The organism is Edaphobacter acidisoli, assembly GCF_014642855.1.
Classification (GTDB): Bacteria; Acidobacteriota; Terriglobia; order Terriglobales; family Acidobacteriaceae; genus Edaphobacter; species Edaphobacter acidisoli.
In genome coordinates, this window is the sequence record NZ_BMJB01000003.1 from 301,811 (window position 1) to 327,702 (window position 25,892).

Annotated in this window: 17 protein-coding genes, 2 tRNA genes and 3 rRNA genes; 7 read left to right on the plus strand and 15 right to left on the minus strand. The window is 57.3% G+C overall.

Annotated features, from left to right (window positions below):
- The first annotated feature begins 3 nt into the window (after nucleotides 1–3).
- A complete protein-coding gene (locus IEX36_RS16250) occupies nucleotides 4–1,917 on the plus strand; it encodes a DUF4097 family beta strand repeat-containing protein (protein ID WP_188760623.1) in 1,914 nt (637 codons plus the stop codon).
- A 15-nt stretch (nucleotides 1,918–1,932) separates the two neighbouring features.
- On the opposite strand, the gene IEX36_RS16255 is transcribed toward IEX36_RS16250, so the two are convergent.
- The 6 genes from IEX36_RS16255 to IEX36_RS16280 all read right to left on the minus strand — a co-directional run bounded on the left by IEX36_RS16255 (nucleotide 1,933) and on the right by IEX36_RS16280 (nucleotide 9,623).
- Nucleotides 1,933–3,861, minus strand: a complete 1,929-nt coding sequence (locus IEX36_RS16255) for an ulvan lysase-like protein (protein WP_188760624.1) — start codon at nucleotides 3,859–3,861, stop codon at nucleotides 1,933–1,935.
- 187 nt (nucleotides 3,862–4,048) lie between these two features.
- A 5S ribosomal RNA gene (gene rrf / locus IEX36_RS16260) occupies nucleotides 4,049–4,165 on the minus strand.
- A 172-nt stretch (nucleotides 4,166–4,337) separates the two neighbouring features.
- Nucleotides 4,338–7,285, minus strand: a 23S ribosomal RNA gene (locus IEX36_RS16265).
- Nucleotides 7,286–7,655: 370 nt separating this feature from the next.
- Nucleotides 7,656–7,731: transfer RNA gene (locus IEX36_RS16270), tRNA-Ala, on the minus strand.
- Between the two features lie 32 nt (nucleotides 7,732–7,763).
- A tRNA-Ile gene (locus tag IEX36_RS16275) sits at nucleotides 7,764–7,840 on the minus strand.
- A gap of 283 nt (nucleotides 7,841–8,123) precedes the next feature.
- Nucleotides 8,124–9,623 (minus strand): 16S ribosomal RNA (locus tag IEX36_RS16280).
- Together the 16S, 23S and 5S rRNA genes with 2 tRNA genes alongside form the textbook arrangement of a ribosomal RNA operon.
- A 959-nt stretch (nucleotides 9,624–10,582) precedes the next feature.
- On the opposite strand from IEX36_RS16280, the gene IEX36_RS16285 reads away from it, so the two are divergent.
- Nucleotides 10,583–11,125: a DUF4337 domain-containing protein gene (locus IEX36_RS16285; RefSeq protein WP_188760625.1), complete on the plus strand. Its 543-nt coding sequence runs from the start codon at nucleotides 10,583–10,585 to the stop codon at nucleotides 11,123–11,125.
- Nucleotides 11,126–11,151: 26 nt separating this feature from the next.
- On the opposite strand, the gene IEX36_RS16290 is transcribed toward IEX36_RS16285, so the two are convergent.
- The 5 genes from IEX36_RS16290 to IEX36_RS16310 all read right to left on the minus strand — a co-directional run bounded on the left by IEX36_RS16290 (nucleotide 11,152) and on the right by IEX36_RS16310 (nucleotide 15,240).
- A complete protein-coding gene (locus tag IEX36_RS16290; RefSeq protein ID WP_229669074.1) occupies nucleotides 11,152–12,420 on the minus strand; it encodes a Gfo/Idh/MocA family protein in 1,269 nt (422 codons plus the stop codon).
- 29 nt (nucleotides 12,421–12,449) lie between these two features.
- Nucleotides 12,450–13,403: a sugar phosphate isomerase/epimerase family protein gene (locus IEX36_RS16295; RefSeq protein WP_188760626.1), complete on the minus strand. Its 954-nt coding sequence runs from the start codon at nucleotides 13,401–13,403 to the stop codon at nucleotides 12,450–12,452.
- A gap of 98 nt (nucleotides 13,404–13,501) precedes the next feature.
- Nucleotides 13,502–13,948, minus strand: coding sequence for a hypothetical protein (locus IEX36_RS16300; protein ID WP_188760627.1), 447 nt, complete (start codon nucleotides 13,946–13,948; stop codon nucleotides 13,502–13,504).
- A gap of 42 nt (nucleotides 13,949–13,990) precedes the next feature.
- Nucleotides 13,991–14,461: a carboxymuconolactone decarboxylase family protein gene (locus IEX36_RS16305; RefSeq protein WP_188760628.1), complete on the minus strand. Its 471-nt coding sequence runs from the start codon at nucleotides 14,459–14,461 to the stop codon at nucleotides 13,991–13,993.
- Between the two features lie 101 nt (nucleotides 14,462–14,562).
- Nucleotides 14,563–15,240, minus strand: coding sequence for a MarC family protein (locus tag IEX36_RS16310; protein WP_188760629.1), 678 nt, complete (start codon nucleotides 15,238–15,240; stop codon nucleotides 14,563–14,565).
- Nucleotides 15,241–15,312: 72 nt separating this feature from the next.
- On the opposite strand from IEX36_RS16310, the gene IEX36_RS16315 reads away from it, so the two are divergent.
- On the plus strand, nucleotides 15,313–16,254 hold the full coding sequence (locus IEX36_RS16315; protein WP_188760630.1) for a branched-chain amino acid transaminase: 942 nt from the start codon (nucleotides 15,313–15,315) through the stop codon (nucleotides 16,252–16,254).
- A 71-nt stretch (nucleotides 16,255–16,325) separates the two neighbouring features.
- On the opposite strand, the gene IEX36_RS16320 is transcribed toward IEX36_RS16315, so the two are convergent.
- Entirely contained in the window at nucleotides 16,326–18,443 is a 2,118-nt protein-coding gene (locus tag IEX36_RS16320; RefSeq protein ID WP_188760631.1) for a glycosyl hydrolase family 18 protein, read from the minus strand.
- A gap of 185 nt (nucleotides 18,444–18,628) precedes the next feature.
- Here IEX36_RS16320 and IEX36_RS16325 point away from each other — a divergent pair, with 185 nt between their 5' ends.
- From IEX36_RS16325 to IEX36_RS16335, 3 genes are read left to right on the plus strand one after another with little or no spacing between them, the layout of a single operon-like run.
- Nucleotides 18,629–19,156 carry an RNA polymerase sigma factor gene (locus IEX36_RS16325; RefSeq protein ID WP_229669075.1) on the plus strand — a complete coding sequence of 176 codons (528 nt, stop codon included), beginning with the start codon at nucleotides 18,629–18,631 and terminating at the stop codon, nucleotides 19,154–19,156.
- Nucleotides 19,153–19,788 carry a hypothetical protein gene (locus IEX36_RS16330; protein ID WP_188760633.1) on the plus strand — a complete coding sequence of 212 codons (636 nt, stop codon included), beginning with the start codon at nucleotides 19,153–19,155 and terminating at the stop codon, nucleotides 19,786–19,788. Before IEX36_RS16325 ends, IEX36_RS16330 begins: the two co-directional genes overlap by 4 nt.
- Nucleotides 19,785–20,546: a secretin GspD/PilQ domain-containing protein gene (locus IEX36_RS16335; protein ID WP_229669076.1), complete on the plus strand. Its 762-nt coding sequence runs from the start codon at nucleotides 19,785–19,787 to the stop codon at nucleotides 20,544–20,546. The genes IEX36_RS16330 and IEX36_RS16335 overlap by 4 nt, the downstream gene beginning before the upstream one ends.
- A gap of 80 nt (nucleotides 20,547–20,626) precedes the next feature.
- Here the strand turns inward: IEX36_RS16335 and IEX36_RS16340 are convergent, their stop codons facing one another.
- The 3 genes from IEX36_RS16340 to IEX36_RS16350 form a co-directional block, all read right to left on the minus strand.
- On the minus strand, nucleotides 20,627–22,237 hold the full coding sequence (locus IEX36_RS16340) for a carboxylesterase/lipase family protein (protein WP_188760634.1): 1,611 nt from the start codon (nucleotides 22,235–22,237) through the stop codon (nucleotides 20,627–20,629).
- Nucleotides 22,238–22,325: 88 nt separating this feature from the next.
- On the minus strand, nucleotides 22,326–22,943 hold the full coding sequence (locus IEX36_RS16345; protein WP_373283053.1) for a DUF6982 domain-containing protein: 618 nt from the start codon (nucleotides 22,941–22,943) through the stop codon (nucleotides 22,326–22,328).
- A complete protein-coding gene (locus IEX36_RS16350) occupies nucleotides 22,838–24,280 on the minus strand; it encodes a sigma-54-dependent transcriptional regulator (protein WP_188760636.1) in 1,443 nt (480 codons plus the stop codon). The genes IEX36_RS16345 and IEX36_RS16350 overlap by 106 nt, the downstream gene beginning before the upstream one ends.
- A gap of 509 nt (nucleotides 24,281–24,789) precedes the next feature.
- On the opposite strand from IEX36_RS16350, the gene IEX36_RS16355 reads away from it, so the two are divergent.
- Entirely contained in the window at nucleotides 24,790–25,887 is a 1,098-nt protein-coding gene (locus tag IEX36_RS16355; protein WP_188760637.1) for a sigma-54 interaction domain-containing protein, read from the plus strand.
- The last annotated feature ends 5 nt before the right edge of the window (nucleotides 25,888–25,892 follow it).

The window sequence follows — 25,892 nt, forward strand, 5'->3', positions numbered from 1 at the left end:
GCCATGGGAAGCTATCCTCCACCACCGCCACCTGCAGGTCCGCCTTACGGCAATGACTGGCGCTATCAGCGCCGGGTTGTGAAAGAACAGGCGCGGATGCAACGAGATGCGTATCGCGCACAGCGCGCAGCGTATCGCTACCAGATGCGTGGACTGCGGCGCGGCTCGATTGTCGGCCCGATCCTGCTGATCACGATTGGCATTGTCTTCCTGCTGATTCAGACCGGGCGCGTGTCGGGCCATGCCTTCTGGGACTGGTACGGACATTGGTGGCCGATGCTGTTTCTTGCCGCCGGCGTCGTGATGCTGCTGGAGTGGGCGTTTGATCAGTTCTTTCTCTCTGACCCCACGCAGCCGCGGTTTCGCCGACGGGTTGGCGGCGGCGTGTTCTTTCTGCTGTTGATTCTTGCCGTGGCGGGCGCAGCCTTCGGCGGATTTCATGGACGCGCATTTGAGTTTCTGCACAAAGACTTCGGCATCAATCAGGACAACCTGGACCAGTTTCTGGGGGATAAACACGAGAGCGACCAGACGCTTTCCCAGACATTTGCCGCAGGCAGCTCACTGGTCGTGAATAATCCGAGAGGCAGCGTGACGGTCTCGGGCACGAGCGATGATAACCAGATCCATGTCGCCGTTCATAAGACGGTTTATACGCGCACGGACTCGGAGGCAGAGTCGAATGCACAGCAGCTTAGCCCCGACGTCACAACGGGCGGCAATACCCTTACGGTGACGGTTCCCGCTATTCGTGGAGGACGGGCTGACCTGACCATTACGGTGCCGATCGGTGCAGCAACGAACGTGATGGCGAATCATGGCGATGTGACGGTCAGCTCCATTCGGGGCAATGTCGATGTGACGGCCAACCACGGCGATGTCGATCTGAGCGCCATTACAGGAACGGTGACGGCGCATATCAACAACAGCGATTCGTCGTTCAGCGCGCGCAGCATTACAGGCCCGGTGACGGTTGCAGGACACGGCAGCGAACTGACGCTCTCGGACCTGAGCGGGCCGGTGACCTTCAATGGGGATATCTTCGGACCGATTCATCTGGCGCATATTCGCGGACCTATCAAGCTGCATACGAGCCGCACGGACTTCCAGATGGCTCGGCTGGATGGCGAGACTGAGTTGAACGAAGACGACATGACGGCGAGCCAGGCGGTTGGACCGGTGGTGCTGAATACGCGCAATCGGAACATCACGCTGGACCGGGTCTCGGGCGATGTTTCGGTGACGAACAGCAATGGCTCGGTTGACCTGACGAGCGCTCCGCCGATGGGCAATGTGACGGTTGAGAATCGCAGCGGCGATGTGACCGTGACGGTGCCTGAACACGCGTCGTTTACTGTGCAGGCAGAGACGTCTGATGGCGACCTGGACAATGATTTTTCGCTCGATACGCAGGGGACCGATCCGCATAAGAGCATTACGGGCACGATAGGGCATGGCGGGCCGCACCTGCGGTTGACGACCAGCCATGGCGACATGGAGTTGAAGAAGGCCTCGGTTGCGCCGATGCCTCCCGCGCCACCAGCGCCGCCTGCGCCGCTTACGCTCCGCGATGAACATGGGAACACGATCATCCTCAATGGACATTCGGGTTCTACGTTCGGCGGGGATGGATCGGAGCAGATTGTTGGCAAGCACGGGATGCTGCTGAAGGTCGGCGTGGATGGGACTGTGGTGTACAACGATGGCAAAGGGACCAGCTATACCTCGGCTCCGGATGGCACCAAAGTTCTGATTGCTCGGGATGGTACACGCATTACAACGACGCCGGATGGGACGAAGGTCGGCATCGGGCCGGGAAGCAAGCCGCTGACCAGCAACGAGATCGACAATCGGATCCAGCAGATCGAAAACGATGTCCGCAACACCGAAACTCAGTACAAGAACGAGAAGCACTAGAGTGCGGTTCGTCAGCTAGACCTTTGTTGCTTTTTCGATGCGGACTCGTACCTGTTCGCCGGGCTGCATCGCTACGGTGAGCGGGACTGCCTCGAAGCCTGGCACCAGGTTGAAGGTGCGCTGGGCCGGGATGGGTGCGAAGCCCTGCTGGGCGTCGGTGCTGATGACGAGCGTTCCTTTGGGCCGGATGATGTGCACCGTTTGTGCATTGGACTGCTCGACCCGGTCGGTGGACGACGCGATCACGGGGACGATGAAGCGAAGGGTCTTCGCGCTGGTGGGAAGGCCGGTTGTGCTGGCTGTCAGCTCGACGGCTGGATCGGCAATGCGATGGGTGACGTGGTATTTTGCTCCGCCGGGCAGTGGCGCGTGCGATGGAGTTTGCAGGACGCCCTGGGCGTCGAAGAGGATTGAGCCTGCGTAGGGCTGCGCGGTGAGCACGGCTTTGTAGTCGTTCAGGTTGGTGTAGGCTTTGCCCGCTTCTGTGTACTCGATGCGCGGTGTCAGCGGCATATGTGGGCTGTCTCGATATTGCTGCTGGTTGGAGATCTCGATCAGTTCATACTGGGTCATGCTGGCTACGAACACGGGCCCGATCTCGGCGTGGAAGAGCTGGGAGAGAGCGCCGCCTGTGACATGGCCGCCGCCTGATCCGCCTGCGCCTGCTTGCACGTGCTCGATATACTCCCAGTCGTACTCGGTGACGGTGGCGCGCCATGGGCCTGCAGCGGCCAGGCGTGTGCCGATGACGGGAAAGCTCTTGACGCCGTATGCGATGTCGCGCGGGAGCTGTGACCGCTCGGGATTTTCCGGGAAGCTGCCGCGATCGAGGACGGTGGCCAGCGCCTTCGCGTGGGTGAAGCTGTGGTGGACGCAGGGCAGGTCGCCGTGCTCGTAGTAGTGCGGGCCTCCGTAGAGCAAGCCATCGTGGGTCGAGGCCTGCATCAGCTCTGCGTTGCGACGGGCTGCCTCGCGAAAGCGCGGGTCGTGATGCGCCATGAGGACAAAGCCAGGGTGGCAGCCGTCGCTGGTGCGGCTGCCCCACCAGGTCCACTTGTAGTTGCGCGTGCCCCAGCTGTTGTCCCATGCGCCATCGGGTAGCTGGAACTCCATGTGGGTCTTGAGCGCGGCGACGACCTGCTGCTCGACCGGCTTGTCGTTCGCGAGAAGGCTGTAGAGGGCGAGCGATGGCAGCGACTCCTCGATGTTGTAGCCGAGATCGATGGGGCGGCAGCCTTTGGGCGAGATGCCGTCGAGCGGGTGGCCCTCGCCGAAGAGGAAACCGTCGGGGGTGAACTGCTCCATGACGCGCTGGGCCAGCTTGCGGCCGCGCTCTATGTAGCGGTCCTCGCCGAGCAATTGACCGCACAGCACGAAGGCAAGCGTCGATGTGACCGGGTAGTTCACGTTGCCGGTCTCGATGCTGATGAAGCTGTCGAGGAACTTTGCGGCGGCGGCTACGCGGTCTGTCCAAGCGGCACGCGTCGGCTTGTCGAGGACTTCGCCGTGGTGCTTGAGCGCCTCGGCGAGTGCGATGGTGTGGAAGACGGTGATGCCCTGCCATGAACTCAGCGAGACGTCGTTGACCCAACTGCCGTCGGCGCGGCTGACCTGCGCCTGGGACCACTCGTGCACCAGCTTTGCCGCGCGCACATACTTACTGTCTCCTGAAGTGTGCGCCATCTTCAGCAGCGGATAGACTGCGTCTCCGCAACGGCCGTGAATGAGCGCACAGGATGGGCAGAGCAGGCCACCATAAAATGCCGGGTCGCGAAGCTCGGTGATTTGCCGCGCGATGATGCCGTCGCACCATGTCTTCAGTAGCCCGGCGTAGAGTTTCTGCTCCGCAGTCTGTGGGGTGCTGCTGTCTGCGCTCTGCGCTGCTTTTGCCAGCTCGGGAAATGCGGCGCGCACGCCGAACAGTGCGGCTCCGGCTGTCGTCATTTGAAGCAGGGTCCTGCGCGTCACGGTCATTGAAGGCTCTCCCAAGTTGTCTCAGAGGATATTATCCGCAGTTGCAACAATATATACCATCGGAGCACGATGTGGATGTAGAGATGGAATTAGCGGTATCGGAGTTGAAAACTTAAACGAAAAGCCCCATCCGGGATGGATGGGGCTTTTGAAATTATGCCGGCGATCACCTAATCTCCCACACACTTACGCGTGCAGTACCATCGGCCCAACGAGGCTTAACTTCCGTGTTCGGGATGGGAACGGGTGTGACCCTCGCGGTAAACTCACCGGCAAACTTGAGAATTTCGCTCGCGCGATCTTCCACAACTGAATAGATTGAGCAGACATTTACCAAAACGTATTTAGTTATATCTCGTATAACTACAAAGCTTGTATTGAATGACTCCAGACAGTGGACTCTCGTAGTTGTTCTTACGATTATCAGTCTGCGCAGAGTAAATTCTATGGACAAGCCGAACGGGCGATTAGTACTGGTAAGCTACACACATTACTGCGCTTCAACCTCCAGCCTATCAACCAGGTGGTCTTCCTGGGCCCTTCATTTCCCTTTTGGGTTGGGAGATCTCATCTTAGAGCGTGCTTCCCGCTTATATGCATTCAGCGGTTATCACAACCGAACTTCGCTACCCAGCCGTGCCTTTGGCAAGACAACTGGAACACAAGAGGTTCGTCCATCCCGGTCCTCTCGTACTAAGGACAGCCCTCTTCAAATCTCCTACGCCCACAGCAGATAGAGACCGAACTGTCTCGCGACGTTCTGAACCCAGCTCACGTACCGCTTTAATAGGCGAACAGCCTAACCCTTGGAACCTTCTACAGCTCCAGGATGCGATGAGCCGACATCGAGGTGCCAAACCATTGCGTCGATATGAACTCTTGGCAATGATCAGCCTGTTATCCCCGGCGTACCTTTTATCCGTTGAGCGATGGCCCTTCCATACAGAACCACCGGATCACTAAGGCCTGCTTTCGCATCTGCTCGACTTGTAGGTCTCGCAGTTAACCACACTTATGCCTTTGCACTCGACGGTCGATTTCCAAACGACCTGAGTGTAGCTTCGCGCGCCTCCGTTACAATTTAGGAGGCGACCGCCCCAGTCAAACTACCCGTCTTACAATGTCCCTCTCCCAGATCATGGGAGGAGGTTAGAGTCACAACAATCGCAGGGTGGTATCTCACCGTTGGCTCCACCAAGTCCGAGAACCTGATATCAAAGCCTCCCACCTATCCTGCGCAGCAATTGCCGTAACCCACTGTAAAAGTATAGTAAAGGTGCACGGGGTCTTTTCGTCTAGCTGCGGGTAACCGGCATCTTCACCGGTACTACAAGTTCGCCGAGCAACTCGTTAAGACAGTCGTACGATCGTTACTCCATTCGTGCAGGTCGGAACTTACCCGACAAGGAATTTCGCTACCTTAGGACCGTTATAGTTACGGCCGCCGTTCACCGGGGCTTCAGTTCAAAGCTTCGCCTTGCGGCTAACCTCTCTCTTTAACCTTCCGGCACCGGGCAGGAGTCAGCCCCTATACGTCGTTTTAGACTTTGCAGAGACCTGTGTTTTTGTTAAACAGTCGCCGTACGCGTTTCACTGCGGCCACTAGAGGCTTGCACCTCAGTGGCGACCCTTCTCCCGAAGTTACGGGTCTAATTTGCCGAGTTCCTTAACAAGCTTTCACTCGAGCGCCTTTGGATATTCTCCTCGTCTACCTGTGTCGGTTTGTGGTACGGTTCCCAATCCCTCTCCTTAGAGGTTTTTCTTGGCAGCATGAAATCGGCAGCTTTCAGCCATACGGCTTACTGCTTTGCGCCTCACTGTTAAGTCTCTCCGGATTTGCCTGGAGAAACCAGCTTACGCGCATCGAACCCCATAGCCATATGAGGTCCTGCTTATCCTTCTGCGTCACCCCATCGTGATAACGAGAAATTGGGAGGTCCGGAATATTAACCGGAGTTCCATCGTCTACGCCTTTCGGCCTCGACTTAGGGACCGCCTAACCCTGAGCGGATTAACCTTCCTCAGGAAACCTTAGACTTTCGGCGGGAAGGGTTCTCACCTTCCTTATCGCTACTTATGCCGGCAGGGTCTCTTCTGTAACGTCCACGCATCTTCTCAGTTGCGCTTCATACACGACAGAATGCTCTCCTACCACGCACACCCTAAGATGTGCATCCGTTGCTTCGGTATACAGTTTTAGCCCCGTTGTATTGTCGGCACCGGACCGCTTGACCAGTGAGCTATTACGCTTTCTTTAAAGGATGGCTGCTTCTAAGCCAACCTCCTGGCTGTCTGAGCGTTCCGACTTCCTTTCCCACTTAACTGTAATTTTGGGACCTTAGCAGGCGGTCTGGACTGTTTTCCTCTCGACTGTGAAGCTTAGCCCCCACAGTCTGACTGCCAGGCTGGTTGTGATCGGCATTCGAAGTTTGATTGGATTCAGTAAGCCGGAAAGCCCCCTAGTCCATCCATGTCTCTACCACCGATCCAAATCACCTGACGCTAGCCCTAAAGCTATTTCGGAGAGAACGAGCTATCACGGAATTTGATTAGCCTTTCACCCCTACCCTCAGCTCATCCGAGCTTTTTTCAACAAACACCGGTTCGGTCCTCCATTGGGTGTTACCCCAACTTCAACCTGGCCAAGGGTAGATCATCCCGCTTCGCGTCTATTCCTGCCAACTTATCGCCCTATTCAGACTCGCTTTCGCTGCGGCTCGCTCACGCTTAACCTTGCTGACAAGAATAACTAGCCGGCTCATTATGCAATAGGCACGCGGTCAGACATTCCCTTACGGGCATAGTCCTCCCACTGCTTGTAGGCACACGGTTTCAGGTACTTTTCACTCCCCTCAATGGGGTTCTTTTCGCCTTTCCCTCACGGTACTGGTTCACTATCGGTCAGAAACGAGTATTTAGCCTTACGGGATGGTCCCCGTGGATTCAAGCAGGGTTTCTCGTGCCCCGCCTTACTCAGGTACCTGCTTCGAGTCTGGATCAATTTCGCTTACGGGTCTGTCACCCTCTATGGAGCCCCTTTCCAGAAGCTTCAGCTATCGACCAGATTGGTAACTCTACTATTGCAGGCCCTACAACCCCCGAACTACCGAAATAGTACGGGTTTGGGCTGTTCCGATTTCGCTCGCCACTACTTTCGGAATCGAGGTTTCTTTCTCCTCCTGGAGGTACTGAGATGGTTCACTTCCCTCCGTTCGCCTGTTCCTACCTATGAATTCAGTAGGACATACCATGGTTTTACCATGGTGGGTTTCCCCATTCGGAAATCCCCGGATCAACGCCTGTGTGCGGCTCCCCGAGGCTTATCGCAGCTTGCCACGTCCTTCATCGCCTGTTTCTGCCAAGGCATCCACCGTGCGCCCTTAGTAGCTTGACCATAGAATTTACTCGCACGCAGCAGAGAGACAACCCCTGCAACGTAGAGCGTTCTACGTTTGATATAGTCCACGCCAAGTATCAGATCATCTTGCCTCATCGTTCGAGGCGATTCACTAATACAGATATTTATCTAAAGACACTCAATACTGACAATTCGCTTCGGAGACTACCCGAAGGATATTGCTCAGCCTTGTAGTTATATTTACCCAATCTATTCAGTTGTCAAAAATCGTTGAGCGATCTGCATTGCTGCGTCGCATTCGCGCCCTGAGGCGGCTTGAGCATTCCTGCCCAAGGTTCAATCTCCAAACTTGCGGAGACTCAACCTCAAGCAGACATCGCTGCTTTTGAATATGCCAATCGAGAAGTGGTGGAGCTGAGCGGGATCGAACCGCTGACCCCCTGCTTGCAAAGCAGGTGCTCTCCCAACTGAGCTACAGCCCCTTGATAATCAGTTTAGCTGATCATCGGGATAATGGTGGGCCTGGGTAGATTCGAACTACCGACCTCACCCTTATCAGGGGTGCGCTCTAACCAACTGAGCTACAGGCCCGTAACGACAGCCTTGAGCTGCTGGCCTCCAGTCTGTAGCCAGAAGCTGACAGCTGGAAGCTAGAGCTGGATTCTCGAAAGGTTTCGAGGACACAGTTGAATGTGCGAAGCGGCTACGCCGCTTCTGACCATCGATCTTGATAAAAGCGAAAAAGAGAAGGTTTAGTTCAGGCTCATCTCCGATAAACGTAATGACCGGAGACGGTGCATGGTCGCTTCAAATACTCGGCATACGCCGCCCGCGATCGCGGGACGTATTTGAATGCCATGACGTTCTCTCTTAGAAAGGAGGTGATCCAGCCGCAGGTTCTCCTACGGCTACCTTGTTACGACTTCACCCCAATCATGAATTACACCTTGGGCGGCTGCTCCCTTGCGGTTAGCGCACCGACTTCTAGTGCAACCCACTTTCGTGATGTGACGGGCGGTGTGTACAAGGCCCGGGAACGTATTCACCGCAGCATGCTGATCTGCGATTACTAGCGATTCCAGCTTCATGGAGTCGAGTTGCAGACTCCAATCCGAACTGAGGCCGGCTTTTTCCGATTAGCTCCCCCTCACGGGTTTGCAGCGGTTTGTACCGGCCATTGTAGCACGTGTGTAGCCCTGGACATAAAGGCCATGAGGACTTGACGTCATCCCCACCTTCCTCCCCGTTATCCGAGGCGGTTTCGTCAGAGTGCTCAACTAAATGGTAGCAACTGAAGATAAGGGTTGCGCTCGTTGCGGGACTTAACCCAACATCTCACGACACGAGCTGACGACAGCCATGCAGCACCTATATAGCAGCCTATTGCTAGGAAGGGATATTTCTACCCCAGTCCACTACATTTCGAGCCCAGGTAAGGTTCTTCGCGTTGCGTCGAATTAAACCACATGCTCCACCGCTTGTGCGGGCCCCCGTCAATTCCTTTGAGTTTCAGCCTTGCGACCGTACTCCCCAGGCGGATTGCTTATCGCGTTAGCTTCGACACGACAGGATTGGGTACCTGTCACATCAAGCAATCATCGTTTAGGGCTAGGACTACCAGGGTATCTAATCCTGTTTGCTCCCCTAGCTTTCGTGCCTCAGCGTCAGTTATGGTCCAGTGAGCCGCTTTCGCCACAGGTGTTCCTTCCGATATCTACGCATTTCACCGCTACACCGGAAATTCCACTCACCTCTCCCATACTCAAGCCCGACAGTTTCTAGTGCAGACTATGGGTTGAGCCCATAGATTTCACACCAGACTTATCAAACCGCCTACGCACCCTTTACGCCCAATAAATCCGAACAACGCTTGCCCCCCTCGTATTACCGCGGCTGCTGGCACGAAGTTAGCCGGGGCTTCTTCTATAGGTACCGTCATAATCGTCCCTATCGAAAGGAGTTTACGTACCAAGATACTTCATCCTCCACGCGGCGTTGCTGCGTCAGGGTTTCCCCCATTGCGCAAAATTCCCCACTGCTGCCTCCCGTAGGAGTCTGGACCGTGTTTCAGTTCCAGTGTGTCCGTGCGCCCTCTCAGGCCGGATACCGATCATCGTCTTGGTGGGCCATTACCCCGCCAACTAACTAATCGGCCGCGAACTCCTCTCCAAGCGCATTGCTGCTTTGACTCGTAAGTGTTATGCGGTATTAGCCAAGATTTCTCTTAGTTATTCCCCACTCGGAGGTAGATCATTCACGTGTTACTCACCCGTGCGCCACTTTACTCATGGATTGCTCCACTTTCTCGTGCGACTTGCATGTGTTAGGCACGCCGCCAGCGTTGATTCTGAGCCAGGATCAAACTCTCGTTTAATCTTGGTTTGCTCGCCACCCACCGACAGGGGTCGTGGTGGCCGAGCGCCTTCGAATGCTCGAAAGATCCGAAGGATATAACTAGTGAGAATGACTAAACCAAAGTTCGCATCATCTCACGACTGGCACATTCAACTATGTTGTCAAAGATCCCGACTGCGTCCGCCTAAGCGGGCAGCTGGATCAAGGACTCAACCGGCATTGCCAGGTTTGTGTCCTCGAACTTGAGGCGCTATAAATCGTCTGTTTTGTTGCCGTTAGTCAACCTTCTCCATTTGCCATTGAGGCCAGGCCCGAAGCCACTTTTAGAGGGTCACTTAGCAGCGCATGACGTTTTGCGCGAACTTTTCAAGATTATCGAACTTCAAACCTTGTGTCAACCAGTTTTGAAATTTTTCTTTCAAACCCTGCTTTGACCCTGATCGGCCTCAGCTAATTGCTGAAGATCCGTCAGTTCGCACAGCGCAACATAAACTATCAAAACATCGTAACGGCACAAAGACAGCCGCAGAGCACTCAGCTCTTATCAAAATCAATAATTGCAGTGGCTTGGGTTTGGAACCGGATGGCCTGAGGCTCAAATCCGCGATCAAACGCTTGGACTGCGCTTCTTAATCCTTCACCTCTTATGCAGAGCCAGGAGAGAAGCTTGTTGCTACTCAGTAAGAGTATCGAACCTTCTGCTTTCGTGCAAGCTCGATAAGCGCCTTACTGCGACTTCCTGAGAGTATCAGCGACCTGCATGAACATGCAACCCTTTCGCTGTGAAAAACTTCAAGTTCCTGTGGGAATCCACCTTCCCGGTCAGCGCTCCTAACCTTCGCTTCAAAATTAACTCGTTTATTTGCAAATACCTGTAGCACGTTCCGGGATGCATTAGACTCGGGTGATTCCTTATTGAATTCCGGGTTACGCTTCGTGTTCATGCGGGTAGAGGATTTCGCGCTAGAATCAACCACCATGGAAGCGCACGAGATCCAAGAGTTCGCAGAGCAGATGAAGGAGTCGGGCGAAGGCGAGTCGCTGAAGGTCATCTCGCTGGCTATCTCGATTCTGGCTGTGCTGGTGGCGATGGTGACGGTCATCGGCCACCGGACCCACACCGATGCGATGTTGTTCCAGACGCGGGCTGCGGATCAATGGAACGAGTATCAGGCACAGAAGATTCGCATGAGCAGCTTCACGCTTGCGGTGGACCAGCTCGATCTGCAATCGCCGCTCTCAACCGCTGCTGCCGCCAAGCGTAACGAGTACGAACACCACATCGAGAAGTGGACCGCGGACCTGGCAGTTGAACAGAAAAGGGCCGAGGTGCTGGATGAGTCGGTCGAGCATGCTGAGTCTCGCGCGACTCGCTACGATCTCGGCGAAGCTTTGCTGCAGATTGCGGTCGTGCTGTGCTCGGTGACGCTGTTTACGCGCAATCACGCTTACTTCATGTTTGGCCTTGGCGTTGCGGCAATCGGGATTGTGGTCTCGTGCACGGCGCTGTTTGTGCACTGAACAGCGAAGCTCTTACTGCACCAAAGCTATGCGAATTGGCTGATATTCATGCCCAGCGGGTAGGTCTCTCCGTGTGTCAGCAGGTCTTGCCACGTTGTTTCGCGCGCGGTGTAGCCGGCCATGCGGCCGAGCATGCAGCTCAGAGCGCTGTCGACGCCGGCGGCGATCTGGTTGTGGAAGCGGCCTGAGGTGATGCTTTCGAGGAAGGTGCGCGTCTTCTCGTGGTCGGCCTGGGCGAGGTTGTCGCCGAAGGCTCCATTGGCGGCGAACTTGCCTTGCGCTTGAGCGCTTGCCGCGTCACCCCAGTTCCACGGCGTATCACCAACGATGCGAACCGCGCCCGCGTATGGGGCTTCGGCCATGCCGTTTGCGCCGAAGATCTGGATGCCTGCGTTGAAGCCGGGGTTGCTGAACTGGACGGACGAGAAGCTGACGTGGACGTCGTTGGGGTAGGTGTAGACGACCTGGTAGTTGTCCCAGCAGTCGCCGGGATGGGTGAGGATGTTGCGGCCTCCGGTGGCTGTGGCCTTGAGCGGATGCGCGCCAAGCACCCAGTTGCAGAGGTCGATGATGTGGATGTTCTGCTCGACGAGAATGTCGCCGGAGAGTGCGCGGTCCCAGAGCCAGTTGCGGAGGCGCCACTCGTCGTGTGAGGTGCCGACGACGGGCTTTTCTGTCGATGCGGGCGCGAAGTAGGTGCCGGTGATGGACGCGAGTTTTCCGAGCGCGCCGCCCTTTACCTTTTCGATGACGGCGGCTATCGGCGGGGCGCTGCGGACCTCGAAGCCTACATCGACGCTGAGACGGTCTTTGACGCGCTTGCCGATTTCGAGCGCGTGCTTTGCCTGGGCTATGTCTACGCCGACGGGCTTTTCGCAGTAGACGTGCTTGCCTGCATCGACGATGGTGTCGAGGTGTTCGACGTGGAACCAGGGCGGCGTCGCGATCAGCACCATGTCTACATCTTTCGCGTGGGCCATCTGCTTGAATGAGTCAGGGCCGTGGAACAGGAGGCTGTCTTCTATCGCGGGCTGGCCGAGTGTAGCGTTCAGTTGGTCAAAGTGCTCCTTGCCCTTGGCGAGCTTGTCTGGAAAGATATCGCCGAGCGCGGCGATGCGTGCGCCGTTCTTTGCAAACGCGCTCGCAACGGCCGTGCCGCGGTTGCCGCAGCCAAGCAGGCCCAGGCGAACGGCTGAGTTTGCTTCGTAGCCAAATGCTGCCTTCGACTTCAAGAGCAGAAGTCCGGTTGCAACTGCGCTGGTTTTGACAAAGTCCCGCCGATCCATCTCCGCCATGCTCTCTCCCTTTACTTCACGAGTTTGTTTCAGCCGATGACTTGCTTCAGAACGTTGTCCAGATAGATCTTCTCCTGGCGCACGTCGGCGATCTGCTGCGGGCCGGAGGTCTCGCGCTCGATGGTGACCGCGCCGCCGTAGCCCAGGTGGTGCAGCTTGGTGAAGACTTTGTGGAAGTCCACGAGGCCGGTGCCGATCAGCACCTCTTCGCCGAGATAGCTTGGGTCGGTTGGCCATCTGCCATCTTTGGCGTGAATGCTTTTGACGTGCGGGCCAAGGATATCGACTGCGTCGACTGGGTTCGCCTTGCCGTAGAGGATCAGGTTGGCGGTGTCGAGTCCGACGCCGAGGTTAGGCTGCCCTGCGTCGCGCAACATGCGAGACATCGTCGTTGGCGTCTCCTGCCCGGTTTCCATCAGGAAGCTCTGGCCGTTGCCTGCGCAGTGCTTCGCCACAGTGCTGATCGCCTGGACGGCCTCGTGGTAGAGCGGGTCGGCGGGGTCTTCGGGAATGAAGCCGCAGTGCGTTTGCACGAGGTTGACGTCGAGCAGCTTTGCGAAGTCGGAGAGTTGCCGGAGTGAGTCGATTCTGGCTGCGCGGGTTGCGCGGGGCACGACGCCGATCGTCGAAGGTCCTTCCATGAAGTTCCATTTGAGCGGGCCGGGGCCGACGACTTCAACGGCAGTGAGGGTGAGGCTGTATTTGTCGAGCAGATCGCGGTACTGCTTTGCGAGTGCGGGCGTGAATTTACCGATGTATTCGTCCAGCGAAAAGAAGGTGGTGCTGAAGCCCATGTCGTGAACGCGCCGGACGATCTGCTCGGGATTTGCAGCAGGCGATACTTTCAGGCCAAGCTGCATGGCCGGTTTGCCTGTACGGCCAGGTATGGGAGCAGCGGCTGCGCCGCTTGATCCTTCGCCTATAGCAACTTTTGGCGCCAGCGCTGCGGCTGCCGCCAGGCCTAGAAATTCTCTCCGCTGCATTGGTTCTTTCTCCCGCGTGAGGTGGGTTGCAGTCTGCAACCGCGTGAGCCGGCATTTCGCCAGCCCAGACACCATATCAGACTGAGGAGGGCGTTGTGTTAGCGGGAGAAGTGGCTGACCACCAGAGCTACGGGAAGGCCAACGAAACAGATGTGGATGATGAGTTGGATGAGAAACGCCTTCATCGAGAAGACGCGTTTGGGTGCGGCTGATAAAGGGACGACGATGCGGCTCATCACGAGATGGACGAGGACGCCGTAGAGCGCGCCGCAGAGGATTGGTCGCTCCACCAGAGCAGTAATCCAATGGCTGGCATCGTAGTAGACGCCAGCAACCGAGATGGCAATGATGAAGTGAAAGAGCAGGCCCGCGGCTGCGGTCTTTCTGCCTCCGGAAAACGCGGAGCCGCCAAGCGCGCCGCTGGCGATGCCCTGCCAGAGCCTCTGAATGGGGAGGCCCTGTGCCGCGAAGAGTGCCGTTGTCGCAGTAATGTCGAGCGTTCCGGCGATGAGGCCGGCACATAGAATCGTCTCAGATGCTGTCATTACACCTCTCGCGTGAGCAACGGTATTTTGCGACGACGCTGGCTAGCTTGTGTGGGTCTTCGTGCCGCGCTTGTATGTTCCGGGAGTCGTGCGCGCGGCGATGCTCAGGCGGTTCCAGGCATTGATGGTTGTGATGGCGAGGCTGAGGTCAGAGAGCTCTTTCTCGTTGAACTGCTTGCGCGCCTCTTCATACACGGCGTCGGGAACGTGGCCCTGTGTGACCAGCGTCAGCGCCTCGGTCCACGCCAGCGCTGCGCGCTCGCGGTCGGTGTACCACGGACACTCACGCCATGCTTCGAGCGTGTACAGACGCTGCTCTTCTTCGCCGACCGCGCGGAGGTCCTTCGAGTGCATGTCCAGACAAAACGCGCAGCCGTTGATCTGTGAGGCGCGGAACTTCACCAAATGAAGCAGCTTCTCTTCCAGTCCGCAGTTGTGAAGGTACTGCTCTAGCCCGCTCATCGCCTTGTAACCATCGGGCGCAGCTTTGAAGTAGTTGAATCTCTGTTCCATGCTTCCCTCCTCTATGTGCTTTATCTGTTTAGATGAGTGACGAGCGGGTGCGTCTTCAGAAATTTCTGCTGTGGATTTTTCTGTCGCGTTCGATGCAATGACTAAGGCTTCGCGATGACACCGAGATCGACCAGTCCGTTCAGGAAGTACTGCACGGCCAGCGCGACGAGCAGCAGGCCCATGATGCGGACGAGGATTCTGACGCCGGTCTCGCCCATGGCGCGCGCCACGCGGTCGGAGTTGCCGAGGACCAGATAGCAGATCGCCGCCGTAATCAGGATGGAGATGAGGATTGCCGCCATCTGCCATCTGGTCTGGGCCTGTCCGACGAGCACCATCACGCTGGTGATCGCGCCGGGGCCTGCGAGCATGGGAATGCCGAGCGGGACGATGCCGGCGTCTTCCTTCGCCGCGGCCTCGTGCGCTTCTTCGCTGGACTCCTGCGTTGGCGAGCGCTTTGCTTCGAGCATGTCGAGACCGATCAGGAGAAGGATGATTCCGCCTGCGATCTCAAACGCGGGAAGCGTGATGCCGAACATGCGGAAGATGTATTGCCCAGCGATGGCAAAGGCGCTGAGGAAGATCAACGCGGTCAGCGAGGCCTTCCATGCCATGTGCCTGCGCCGGTGCTTGTCCGCGCCCGCCGTGATGGCCAGAAATGTTGGCAGCGCGGCGAAGGGGTCCACAAGAAAGAAGATGGAGCTCAGCGCCAGCACGGAGAACCGCACGTAGGCCGAGCGTTCGAGCACATACAGACTGACTGCGTGAGGATCGAACATCGTCCTATTTTTGCATGGGCGGTAAACGCACGCCGTTATAATAGATAAAAGCCCCTTCAGGAGCGTCCTTTTATGCCCTTAGAGACCACAAAAAACATCTGGCACAATGGCAACCTTATCCCCTGGGACAAGGCCCAGATTCATGTGATGTCGCACGTCGTACACTACGGCTCCTCGGTCTTCGAGGGGATTCGTTGTTACGCACAGGCCAACACAGCCGGCGTCTTTCGCCTGCAGGACCACATGCAGCGCCTGCTCGATTCGGCGAAGATTTATCGGATGCCGGTTCCTTATTCGGCGGAACAACTCTGCTCGGCCGTAGTCGATGTTGTCGAGGCCAACGGCATTGCGCCCTGCTACATTCGCCCCATCGCGTTCCGCGGCTATGGCGAAATTGGCGTGAATCCGCTGAAGTCGCCTGTGGATGTGTACATTGCCAACTTCCCGTGGGGCAAGTATGTTCCGGGCAATGGCGGCGCGGATGTGTGCGTGTCTTCGTGGAGCCGGCTGGCGCCGAACACGATGCCTTCGCTTGCCAAGGCTGGCGCGAACTACATGAACTCGCAACTGATCCGCATGGAGGCCGAGATCAACGGCTATTCGGAGGGCATCGCGCTTGACGTGAATGGATACCTCTCGGAGGGATCGGGCGAGAACCTCTTTATCGTGCGCAATGGCGTGCTGTACACGACGCCACTGGCGAACTCGGTGCTGAGCGGCATCACGCGCTCGTCGGTGATCACGCTGGCCAAGCAGCTTGGCATCGAGGTCGTTGAGCAAGCGCTGCCACGCGAGATGCTCTACATCGCTGACGAGGCGTTCTTCACGGGCACTGCCGCTGAAGTTACGCACCTGAGCAGTGTCGATCGGATTACGATCGCCGATGGCAAGATGGGGCCCGTCACCAAGGTGCTTCATGATGAGTTCTTCGCCATTGTGAATGGGCTGAAACCTGATCGTTATAACTGGCTCACGCCGGTCAACGTGAAAGTGGCTGAGCCTGTCGGCGCATAGATTCAATTCACATCATTTCGGAAAAAGAGCGCCGCAGGTTTTTGCCTGCGGCGTTCTTCTTTGATGCTCGGCTATTTGGATGCGGGATAGCCGTGAAGCTGCGGGCCAATCAGGTTGGAGTATTTGTAGCCGCTGCCGCGGTCTGCGTCGATGGTCCAGAACATCGCGCCGATCATGTCGGGATAGCCGCCCGGTTTGCGCAGTTTGTAGGTTGAGTTGACTGGGGCTTTGCCGGTGATGATGAAGTCCATCGCCTCGCTTACATGCTGCGGCGTCGAGTAGCCGGTGAGGAATCCGACTGCGACCTGTCGCGCAGGAAGGCCGGGGAAGAAGTGTGCCGGGTTGCCGCCGACGTTGAAGCCGTGCAGGAGCAACTCGGTCATGGCGGCGTCGTAGTCGGCTGAGCCGATCTGATAGATCTCGCCGTCGAGCCCTTGAAGCGGCGGCGTGTTGTAGTCCTGCACGTCGACGAACGAGAGGATGTCGCGTGTGGCGTAGGCGAGCGGCAGGTACGACCCGAACTGTCCGCCATAGCTTGGATAGCCTGATGGAATCTGCGTGCCTTCAGGCACGAGGCTGATCATGAAGCTGGGGCCGAAGTGGTCGTGTAGTTTTCGCAATGCTGAGATCATGTTCACGATTGACGGGGTTGTTGGATGCTTGAAATCTGTGTCGCCTGCATCGATTGAGAGCGATGGGCTTTCGAAGTCGAGGTCGATGCCGTCGAAGCCGTACTCGGAGACGATGCTCGTCACGGACGAGAGAAAGCGTTCGGTGCTCTCGGCATCGGGCATGGTGAAGAACTGGCCGCCGCCGCCGAGCGAGATCATCACCTTTTTGCCATGGCTCTTCATGTAGGCAACGTCCTGTTTGAACTGCGCAGGGTCGATGCCAACGGGTGGGTGGAAGTGCAGCGTTCCGGGTGAGGTCTTGTCGGGTGAGGCAAAGGCGACGATGATGACGTCCCACTGGGGCGAGACGTCGCGCAACTGGAACGGCACGCCTGCTCTGCTGTGCCCCGTCCAGTAGCCGATGAGCTCGTGGCCATTCGACGCGCCGCTCTGCTGCTTTGGCTCGACTGAGGGTTCTGGCGATGAACCTTCGCGTCGTCCAAAGCGCGTTGGGCATGGTGCCGCGGCGGCGGTGAGAGCTTGCAGATCCGGAAAGCTGAATCTACTGCCAGTGCCTTCGCTGCTCCCTACATACCACTGGAGAAGCGCTACGTTCTGCAGGTGATACGTGTCGTTCTTCGTGCGCGCTGCAAAGGGCTTCGAGGCGGGAAAGTCGTTTTTGTGGTTCGTGTCTGTCGGTTGCAGATTAAAGTAAGTGGACCCAACGCCACTGCCTCCGCAAGAGCCCTCTTCGCCTGTGCTCAACGAGGCGGGGCGCATCCAGCGCGGAAAGACGTTGCCATGCGCAGCACTGCTCTGCTGAAACATCGGCGTGGTGACCAGAGGATCGTGGAGCGGATCGTAGAAGAACTCTGCGAGTTGCGCGGTCAGAGGCTGGACGTCTCGATCTTCAACAATCGCAGGTGTGCCGTGCAGATAGGATGCAAGCACGAATGAGTTGCCGGTGGCCGAGTCGATGCCGTGCGTTCCCCATGAGCAGCAGACGGTGGCATCGCTGAGCGCGTAGTACGTGGTGTTGTGCGTGAGGGCGATGACGAGTTTGCCGTCCTGCTTTGGCAATTGCTTGAACAGCTCCTTCTGGAGGAACTCGATATCGACGACGGCAACTGCGCCGCCGTTCTTTTTCGATGTCAGCACGTAACCGTAGCCAACGGGGATGGTGATCTTCACCGGCTTGACCTGAGGCTTGCCCAACAGTGTGTGCCATCCTTTTGCCGCGGGAAACGTGGCGCGCAACATTGCGTCGATATATTGCGTTCTTTCACCTGAGGCAAATGCGAACTTTGAGTAGACCGGCGAACCGAGCACGCGCGGCACGTCTGCGTCTGCACTCAACTCGAAAGATTTGCCTCCGATCTTCTTTGCCTCGAATGAGAGGGTGATGGGAACGAGCAGCGTGGGGATCGTCGTCACGGTCTGCTGAGCGGGATCGCTGCCCGTAAAGGTGTAGGAGGCCTGTCCAGCCGTGTGGGTAAATACAGGCACGGTTCCCTGTGCCTGCGCAGCCTGCAGGGGGAACACGAGGAGAGAGAACAAGCACAGGAAGGTTGAGCGCATGTCGGAATTGGCTCCTTGGGGATGAGCAATGTGCGCATCCACTCTCTCACATGAGAGCAATAGGCTGCCACCCGCTGTCTGGTTTATGCCGACGGGCCTGCCCGCGAAATAATTTCGAGCGGAACTATGTATCGTGCGTCTGTCCTTGGTAGAAGAGGCTTATGGCGCTGGTCGAGGAATGTAGCTTGCCGATATCGTCCACGGAAAGCACGCGAGAGATTGATCTCGCCGCTCTGGTTGAGACCTATTCGGCGCTGCTTTTCCGTGTGGCTCACTCGGTCCTGCGCAGTCCAAGCGAGGCTGAGGATGTCGTGCAGGACGCGTTTGTTCGCGTGCTCGAGCACCGCGAATCACTGCCTGATGTGCGCGATCTGCGTGTCTGGCTGGTGCGCATTGCATGGAACCTTGCCATTGACCGTCGGCGGCGTATTCGCCCTGGCCAACTGGACGAGGCATTTGCCCAGACGCTTGCGGCCCAGGTTCGCCCTGCCGATGCTGCGCTCGATGAGGCTCGCCGCATGACGCTGGTGCTCGCCGAGATGGAACGCCTGCCTAAGGGCGAGCGTCACGTTCTGCTGCTCTCGGCGCTTGAGGAGATGGGGACGTCTGAGATTGCTCAGGTGTTGGGGCGAAGTGAATCTGCCGTCCGTGCTTTGCTCTTCCGCGCACGCATGCGGTTGCGAAGACGGCTCGAAAAAGGAGGTCACAGATGAAAGACTTGGACCGATCCATTGAAAGAGTATTGTCGGGCCTGCGGAATGCGGAGGCGCCGGCGGAGATGGAGCGCCGTGTCCTTGCGGCGTTGCAGGCTCGCGCCTCGACACCACCGACGACGGTGTGGGATCGGCTGCTTCCAGGCTGGCTCGGAGCGCATGCTCGTGCGGTGATGATCTCTGCTGCCTGCGGGGTTGCGGCGGTGCTTGTTGCGGTGTTGGTCGCTCCTGCAATTCGTCGCCAGGGCCGCGTGCCCGCGCCTGCTGCTCGCACGATCGTTCCTGCTGCGCCATCTCCTTTGGCAATGACAAACGATGTGACCGATGCGCCGGTTCCGGTCTCCCGGCCTATTGTGCGCAGGGCGGTAGCGCATCGTGCGAACAAAGCAGAGGTTGTGAAGACCAGCGACGATCTTGCCGAGATCGAGATGCGCGCGCCCAGTATGCCTGCTCCGCCTATGCCGCTGACCGATCAGGAGGAGTTGCTGCTGCGTCTTGTCCATGCCAGAGACCCAGTGGAGCTGGCCGCGCTCGACCACAAAGTGTGGGCTGAACAGTTTGCGAAAGGCAAGGCCCAGTTCGACAGATTCTTTGCACCACCAAAAGCCGCACCAACAGGAGAAGCTCAATGAAGCGCAGCATCGGAGGAAAGATGAAGTTCATAGCCGGGGTTCTCGGCATCGCCGTGGCCCTGGCCTTCGGCACAGCTCGTTTGCGTGCCCAGGAGTCCAGGGCGGCGGTCAGCCACGAAAATGAGACTACCCAGACGTTCTATCTGAGTAATGTGAGCAATACACGCGAAGGCAATGAGATCGTTACCGCTCTCAGGAATCTGATCACACCGCAGTCGAAGATATACTCCGTCCCCACTCAGAACGCCATTATCGTACGTTCCACGCCAGACCAGCTTGTCCTTGCTCAAAAGCTCATCAACGACCTCGACCGCCCGAATAAGACTTACCGCCTCACCTACACCCTTACTGAGATGGACAACGGCAAGCGCGTCGGCACACAGCACTACAGCCTCATCGTCGTCTCCGGAGAAAGAACTACGCTCAAGCAAGGCAGTAAGGTCCCCATTGCGACGGGGACCTACAAATTAAGTGATGCTTCGTCGCAGACGCAGATCACCTACGTCGATCTGGGAATGAACTTTGACGTGACGCTCGACGAGTTTGCCAATGGCGTTCGACTGCGCTCCAAAGTTGAGGAATCGAGCGTTGCCGAACAGACCTCCAATACAACGCTGCAGGACCCGATCATCCGGCAAACCGTTCTGGAAGGCTCGGCATTCCTGACTTCTGGAAAGCCACTGATCCTTGGTTCGCTCGATATCCCGGGCAGCACACGCCACATGGATGTGGACGTCGAGATGGACCCCGTCCAATAACAATCTCCCATCCATGCAGGCTTTCTGTTTTGCATGGATGGGAGATTTATACAAGGCAACTGGTTTCTACTACGACTCCATCACTGCGCAACCTGCTGTTCTGTTTTCGACCGCTTTCCCCATACTGAATCGAGGAAGAGATAGCGAGCGCGGTGAGCGTCGGGCTTAGCTTCGGAGTCTGCATCGAGATGCATCACCATCCAGTCAGTTGGATGATACGTCGGCCACTTCGGCAGGTTGCCGCCGTTCGGGTCGCCGGTCTTGGCGAAGTTTGTCCAGTACTGCTGGATTTCGTCGGACAGCTTGCGGTCCTCGGGCCGCCACACGGCCTGCTGGCGCGAGTCGAGCGTGCCGAAGACGTACTCGATGTCGTCGGAGTGGAAGGCGCCCATGGCTGCCAGGTGGAACTTGTCGCCTGGGGAACCCAGGTCGAAGCGATAGCGATACACGGGAGAGCCGCCCGTCGCGACCTGCGCCTCCAGCCAACTCCAGGTCGAGTAGATGATGAAGCGGTCGCTGACTAAGTCGCCCGCCGATTCGACTGCCTCGGCATCTGTCGAAGACGGATAGAGCTTCAGGAACTCGTCGGCCGTGGCGCCAAACTCCTTCTCTTCATCAGCACGAAAGCTCTCGGCTGTGGGCTGCACCTTGGCGAGAGTTACGGCTGCGCGCGCCTCGTCCTTGTTCCAGCCAGCGATCATGGGAATATGCGCTTGTTTGCCTTCAGCGTAAATCTGCGCAACCGGCTCGGGCAGGAAGTAGCCGTCAATATTGGGACCGAATCGAATGTGTGTGCCAGTATGCGCTCTGACGCCCTTCAGAATCTCGTCGACCGAGAGTTTGCGGAGGTCTGCAAGGCTGGTGGTACCAAAGGTACTCTGCGCAAACGCTTCGTCGCGTTTCTCCTGCTCTTCACGCATGGGGAACGTGAGTTCTGCACTGACCAATGCGCCACCGCTTTCGCCAATCGCCTTCGTGATCAGGTCCTTCGCGAGCGGCGAGGCCATCTGCGCGCTCACAGAAAACGCTCCAGCCGACTCACCGAAGAGGGTGATGTTGCTGGGATCGCCGCCAAAGGCTGCAATGTTACGCTTTACCCACTGGAGCGCCGCGGTCTGGTCCATCAGGCCGTAGTTGCCCGAGGCGTGGTGCGGCGACTCTGCTGTCAACGCAGGCAGCGAGAAGAAGCCGAAGATGCCGAGCCGGTAGTTCATTGAGACAACGACGACGCCGCGGTGTGCGAGATACTGCCCGTCCTGGCGGCCCTCAGATGTTCCGCCAGCGGTGTAACCGCCACCGTAGATCCACACCATCACCGGTAGCTTGTCCTTCTTCGACTTCGAAGGCGTCCACACATTCAGCGTGAGGCAGTCCTCGCTTGGGCCCGGATCGTGGAAGATCATGTCGGGATAGCCGATTGTTTGAATGCAGTGTGAGCCAAATTCGGTCGCCGTGCGGACGCCCTTCCACTTCGCCGCAGGCTGAGGTGGCTGCCAGCGCAGATCGCCCACCGGAGGCGCGGCGTAAGGAATGCCCTTGAATGCGCGCACCTGCTGATCCGTGGTGTATGCGCCTTCAACTTTGCCTTTGTCTGTCTTTACGACGAGCGGATTCGCTGCATAACCGGCGGTTGTCAACATAAGGCCAGCTACCAGTCCTGTTAAGGAAACCTTCAGAGCCCAAGGATGCATGTGATTTTCTCCGCTGCCCAACTTACCACAGAGCAGCGGACGGAACACACTGGATCAAACGATTTATCTGGCTATGCGGCGAAGCGTGCTATTTTTCGCCTGCACCCGGAATCAGGTTCTTTGAGAAGTTCCGCATGCCGAGTATGTGGAAGTCCTTGAGCCCGCTCTTGAGCACATACACCAGCGTGTTGTTGCCGTTCGGGTCCGTCGGACGCAGAAAGAACCCGTCGCCCAGAACAAAATCTTTGGAGTTGCCGATGATACCTTCGATCATTTCGTTGTCGTAGAAGAAGACTCGCACCCAAAGCCCCGGCACTGTCGGCGCGTGCTCGTGGAAGTGCAGAGCACGATGGCGCAGGTCACCATCGAAGGTTTTGACGAAGAAGACCGCCTTGGCGTCCTTCGTCGGTACCTGTTGCACGTCATTTGAATCGAGTATCTTGAGCGGGATGGTGTCGATGGGATGCAGGGCTTCGTTGCGCAGAAGCTGCTCAATCGAACCCAGCCTGCTGACCTCTGCAAAACCACGCACAGCGTGGTTTTCATACCGCACGACAACTTTATAAAACTCATCCGCGTCGGGGTGACCGTCTTTTGCCGCTATGCGCGATCCCTGGGTGCCGGCTGAAGATCGTACTGCTTGATCTTGTACAGTAGCGCCTTGTAGCTGATCTGCAGATCGTTTGCCGCGGCCTTCCGATTCCATCCAACGCCCTCCAATACCCGTGCAATTGCAGCCGATTCGGCGTCGCCCTTAAGGTTCCGCACCATCGACTTGAGTCCCGCTCCAGTTGGCACGGCATCAGCAACTACCGGGACGCCTGCGCCCTGGTACGCAACCGAAGGAGCGAGTTCCTCCAGAATAGCCCTTTCTTCGCCCAGCACAAGGTATCGGTTCACAACATTTTCCAGCTCGCGCAGATTGCCCGGCCATGAATGCTCCATCAGTCCGTTCAACAGCGCTGTCGAAAACGGCAGCGGGTCGCGTCCATACTTCTTCGAGCTCTTGCGCATGAAGTACTCGGCCAGCACAGGAATCTCGTCCTTCCGGTCCCGCAGCGCAGGGATGCTGAGGGTAAATCCGTTCAACCGGTAGTAAAGATCTTCCCTGAAGGTCTTGTTCGCCATGGCCTCCTTCATATTGATATTGGTGGCGGCGATCACGCGGACGTCCACCTTCATCGGCGAGCGGCTGCCGAGGCGGGAGAATGTTCCGTCCTGCAACACTTGCAGCAGCTTCGCCTGAAGCATGGCGGGCATCTCGCCGATCTCGTCCAGGAAGATCGTTCCGCCGGAGCAGACCTCGAACTTACCGGGTTTTGTCTTGACCGCGCCGGTAAATGCGCCCTGCTCGTAGCCGAACAGCTCACTTTCGAGCAGGTCAGCCGGCACGGCAGCGCAGTTCACCTTTAAGAAGATGTTCTGGCTGCGTGCAGACATCTTATGGGTATAGAGAGCAAGGATCTCCTTGCCGGTACCGCTCTCGCCAAGAATCAGCAAAGGGATGTCGGCGCGGGCTACCAGCGAGGCCTGCGACTCCAGTTCGCGCATCCGCTTGCTGGATCGCACAAACGAGTGGGACTCGTTCAGAGGAATTTCCTTCAGCGCATCTGCGGCGGGAACCTGCTTTTCAACAGCGGCGAGGTGCTCTTCAATCGCCTGCTCGACATCGCTGCCGACAAAGGGCTTCATCACGATTGCGCGCACGCCGAGCCGGATAACCATCTCGAGATCACGCAGATCGGCAGAGCATGACAACACAATGACTGGAAGGTTGGGCCTGGTGCAGCGGATGTGCGTCAACAGCGGCATCGAGTCGCGGTTGGAGTGCAGAGCCAGCAGCAACAGATCTGGAGCGTCCTTGTTCTCCAGACGGTCCATCAGCGTCTGTTCCTCGGAGAAGAGGCTCAGAACGTACTTGTCCCCCAGCGTCAGGCGCAGGTAATCGAGGACCGCCAGATCCGGCTCAAGAATGTGAATCCTCGGTTGCAACTTCGAACTGGGTTTGAAGGCAGTGACCGAATACGACAAAGATGCTGACATATCAACCCCTGAGAGATTATTCGGCGTGAATCCTATGCTCAAGCCGAAATCAATGTGAACTCGAATGCAACTTCGAGTCTGAAAATATTTGCCCTCGTTCTTCAGGCCCGGTGGATGGGGAGGCTCCACGTGCCCTTACTCTGCGGATTTTAGAACGACCATGACGACAATAACAGAAAAATGTTAAGAATTTTGCCGACAAAAGAGATAAAGGTTTTCCACTTCCATCCCTTTGTGGGGCAAGCTTACATTCCACATCGGTGTCAGGGCCAAAAAAAATCAGCTTTTTTTCACCACATTACCTTGGTCAATTCTAAGCCCATTACCCGAAAATTTCTCATAAATAGGCTCTTATCGCGGCTCTCGGGACTACAGTATGTCACCTCCGGGGAAGCCGCGCCTCTGATTTCCTCCAAAAAACGATTGACGACATAAAAGAATGGCAGCCAACGTGCAATGTGAAGAGTATTGCAGAGTTGTAGTTTGTGCTCTACTGCCGATAGGAAGAAATGACCTTGGTCTATAACCCTGAATCCGCTGCCTCACTGAATCTGCCCCCGCTCGATATCATCTTTGGGAAGACGGCCGCCATGCAGGCGGTTCGGAATAAACTAGAGCGGGTAGCAGAGACCGATGTCCCCGTCCTTATCCAAGGCGATAGTGGCACCGGGAAAGAGATCTGCGTCCGTCTGTTGCATGCGCTTTCCCTGCGCAACCGCGGTTCGCTGGTCAAAGTAAGCTGTCCTGCCATCCCGAACTCGCTGCTCGAAACCGAGCTGTTCGGCTATGAAAAGGGCGCCTTCACCGGAGCCATGACCACCAAGCTGGGCCGCGTCGAACAGGCCCACAATGGCACCCTCTTCCTGGACGAGGTTGGCAGCCTGGACCTGGGTGTCCAGTCGAAGCTGCTGCAAGTCCTGCAGGACGGTACCTTCGTGCGGGTTGGCGGCCATGAGCCGCGCAGCATTGCTACCCGGCTGGTCTCGGCCTCAAATACCGACTTGCGCAACCAGGTCGAGGATGGCACCTTCCGGCTGGACTTCCTCTTCCGCATCAACGCGGTCACGATCAACCTGCCGCCGCTGCGCCAGCGCATTGCTGACCTGCCGGTCCTGATCGACTACTTCATCGAGCACTACGCCAAGGTCTTCCACACCACGCCTGAGCTGCTCTCGAAGAGCGCCGTCCGGCTGATGCAGAATTACCACTGGCCGGGCAATATCCGCCAGCTTGAGAACCTTATCCGCAGCTATGTGCTGATCGGCAGCGAAGAGGCCCTGGTGGCCGAGATGGTGCCCGAGCAGCCGCGCAACGGGATCGTCACGGACATCGACCTGAGCGCACCGGTTTCGCTGAAGAACATTACCAAGAAGGCGACGCAGGATCTTGAGCGGCAGATCATTCTGAAGGTGCTTCAGGAAAATAGCTGGAATCGGCAGAAGACGGCAAAATGGCTCCAGATCAGCTATCGCTCGCTGCTCTATAAGCTCAGCGAGGCTGGGATGCCTGAAGTTCCGCCGCGTCCACTGCGCATTCCCCACCTGATCAAGAAGAGCTCCGAGCGTACGCTCAAGCCAGCGCTCTCTTCGCGTACCCGCATCTTCTAAACTGC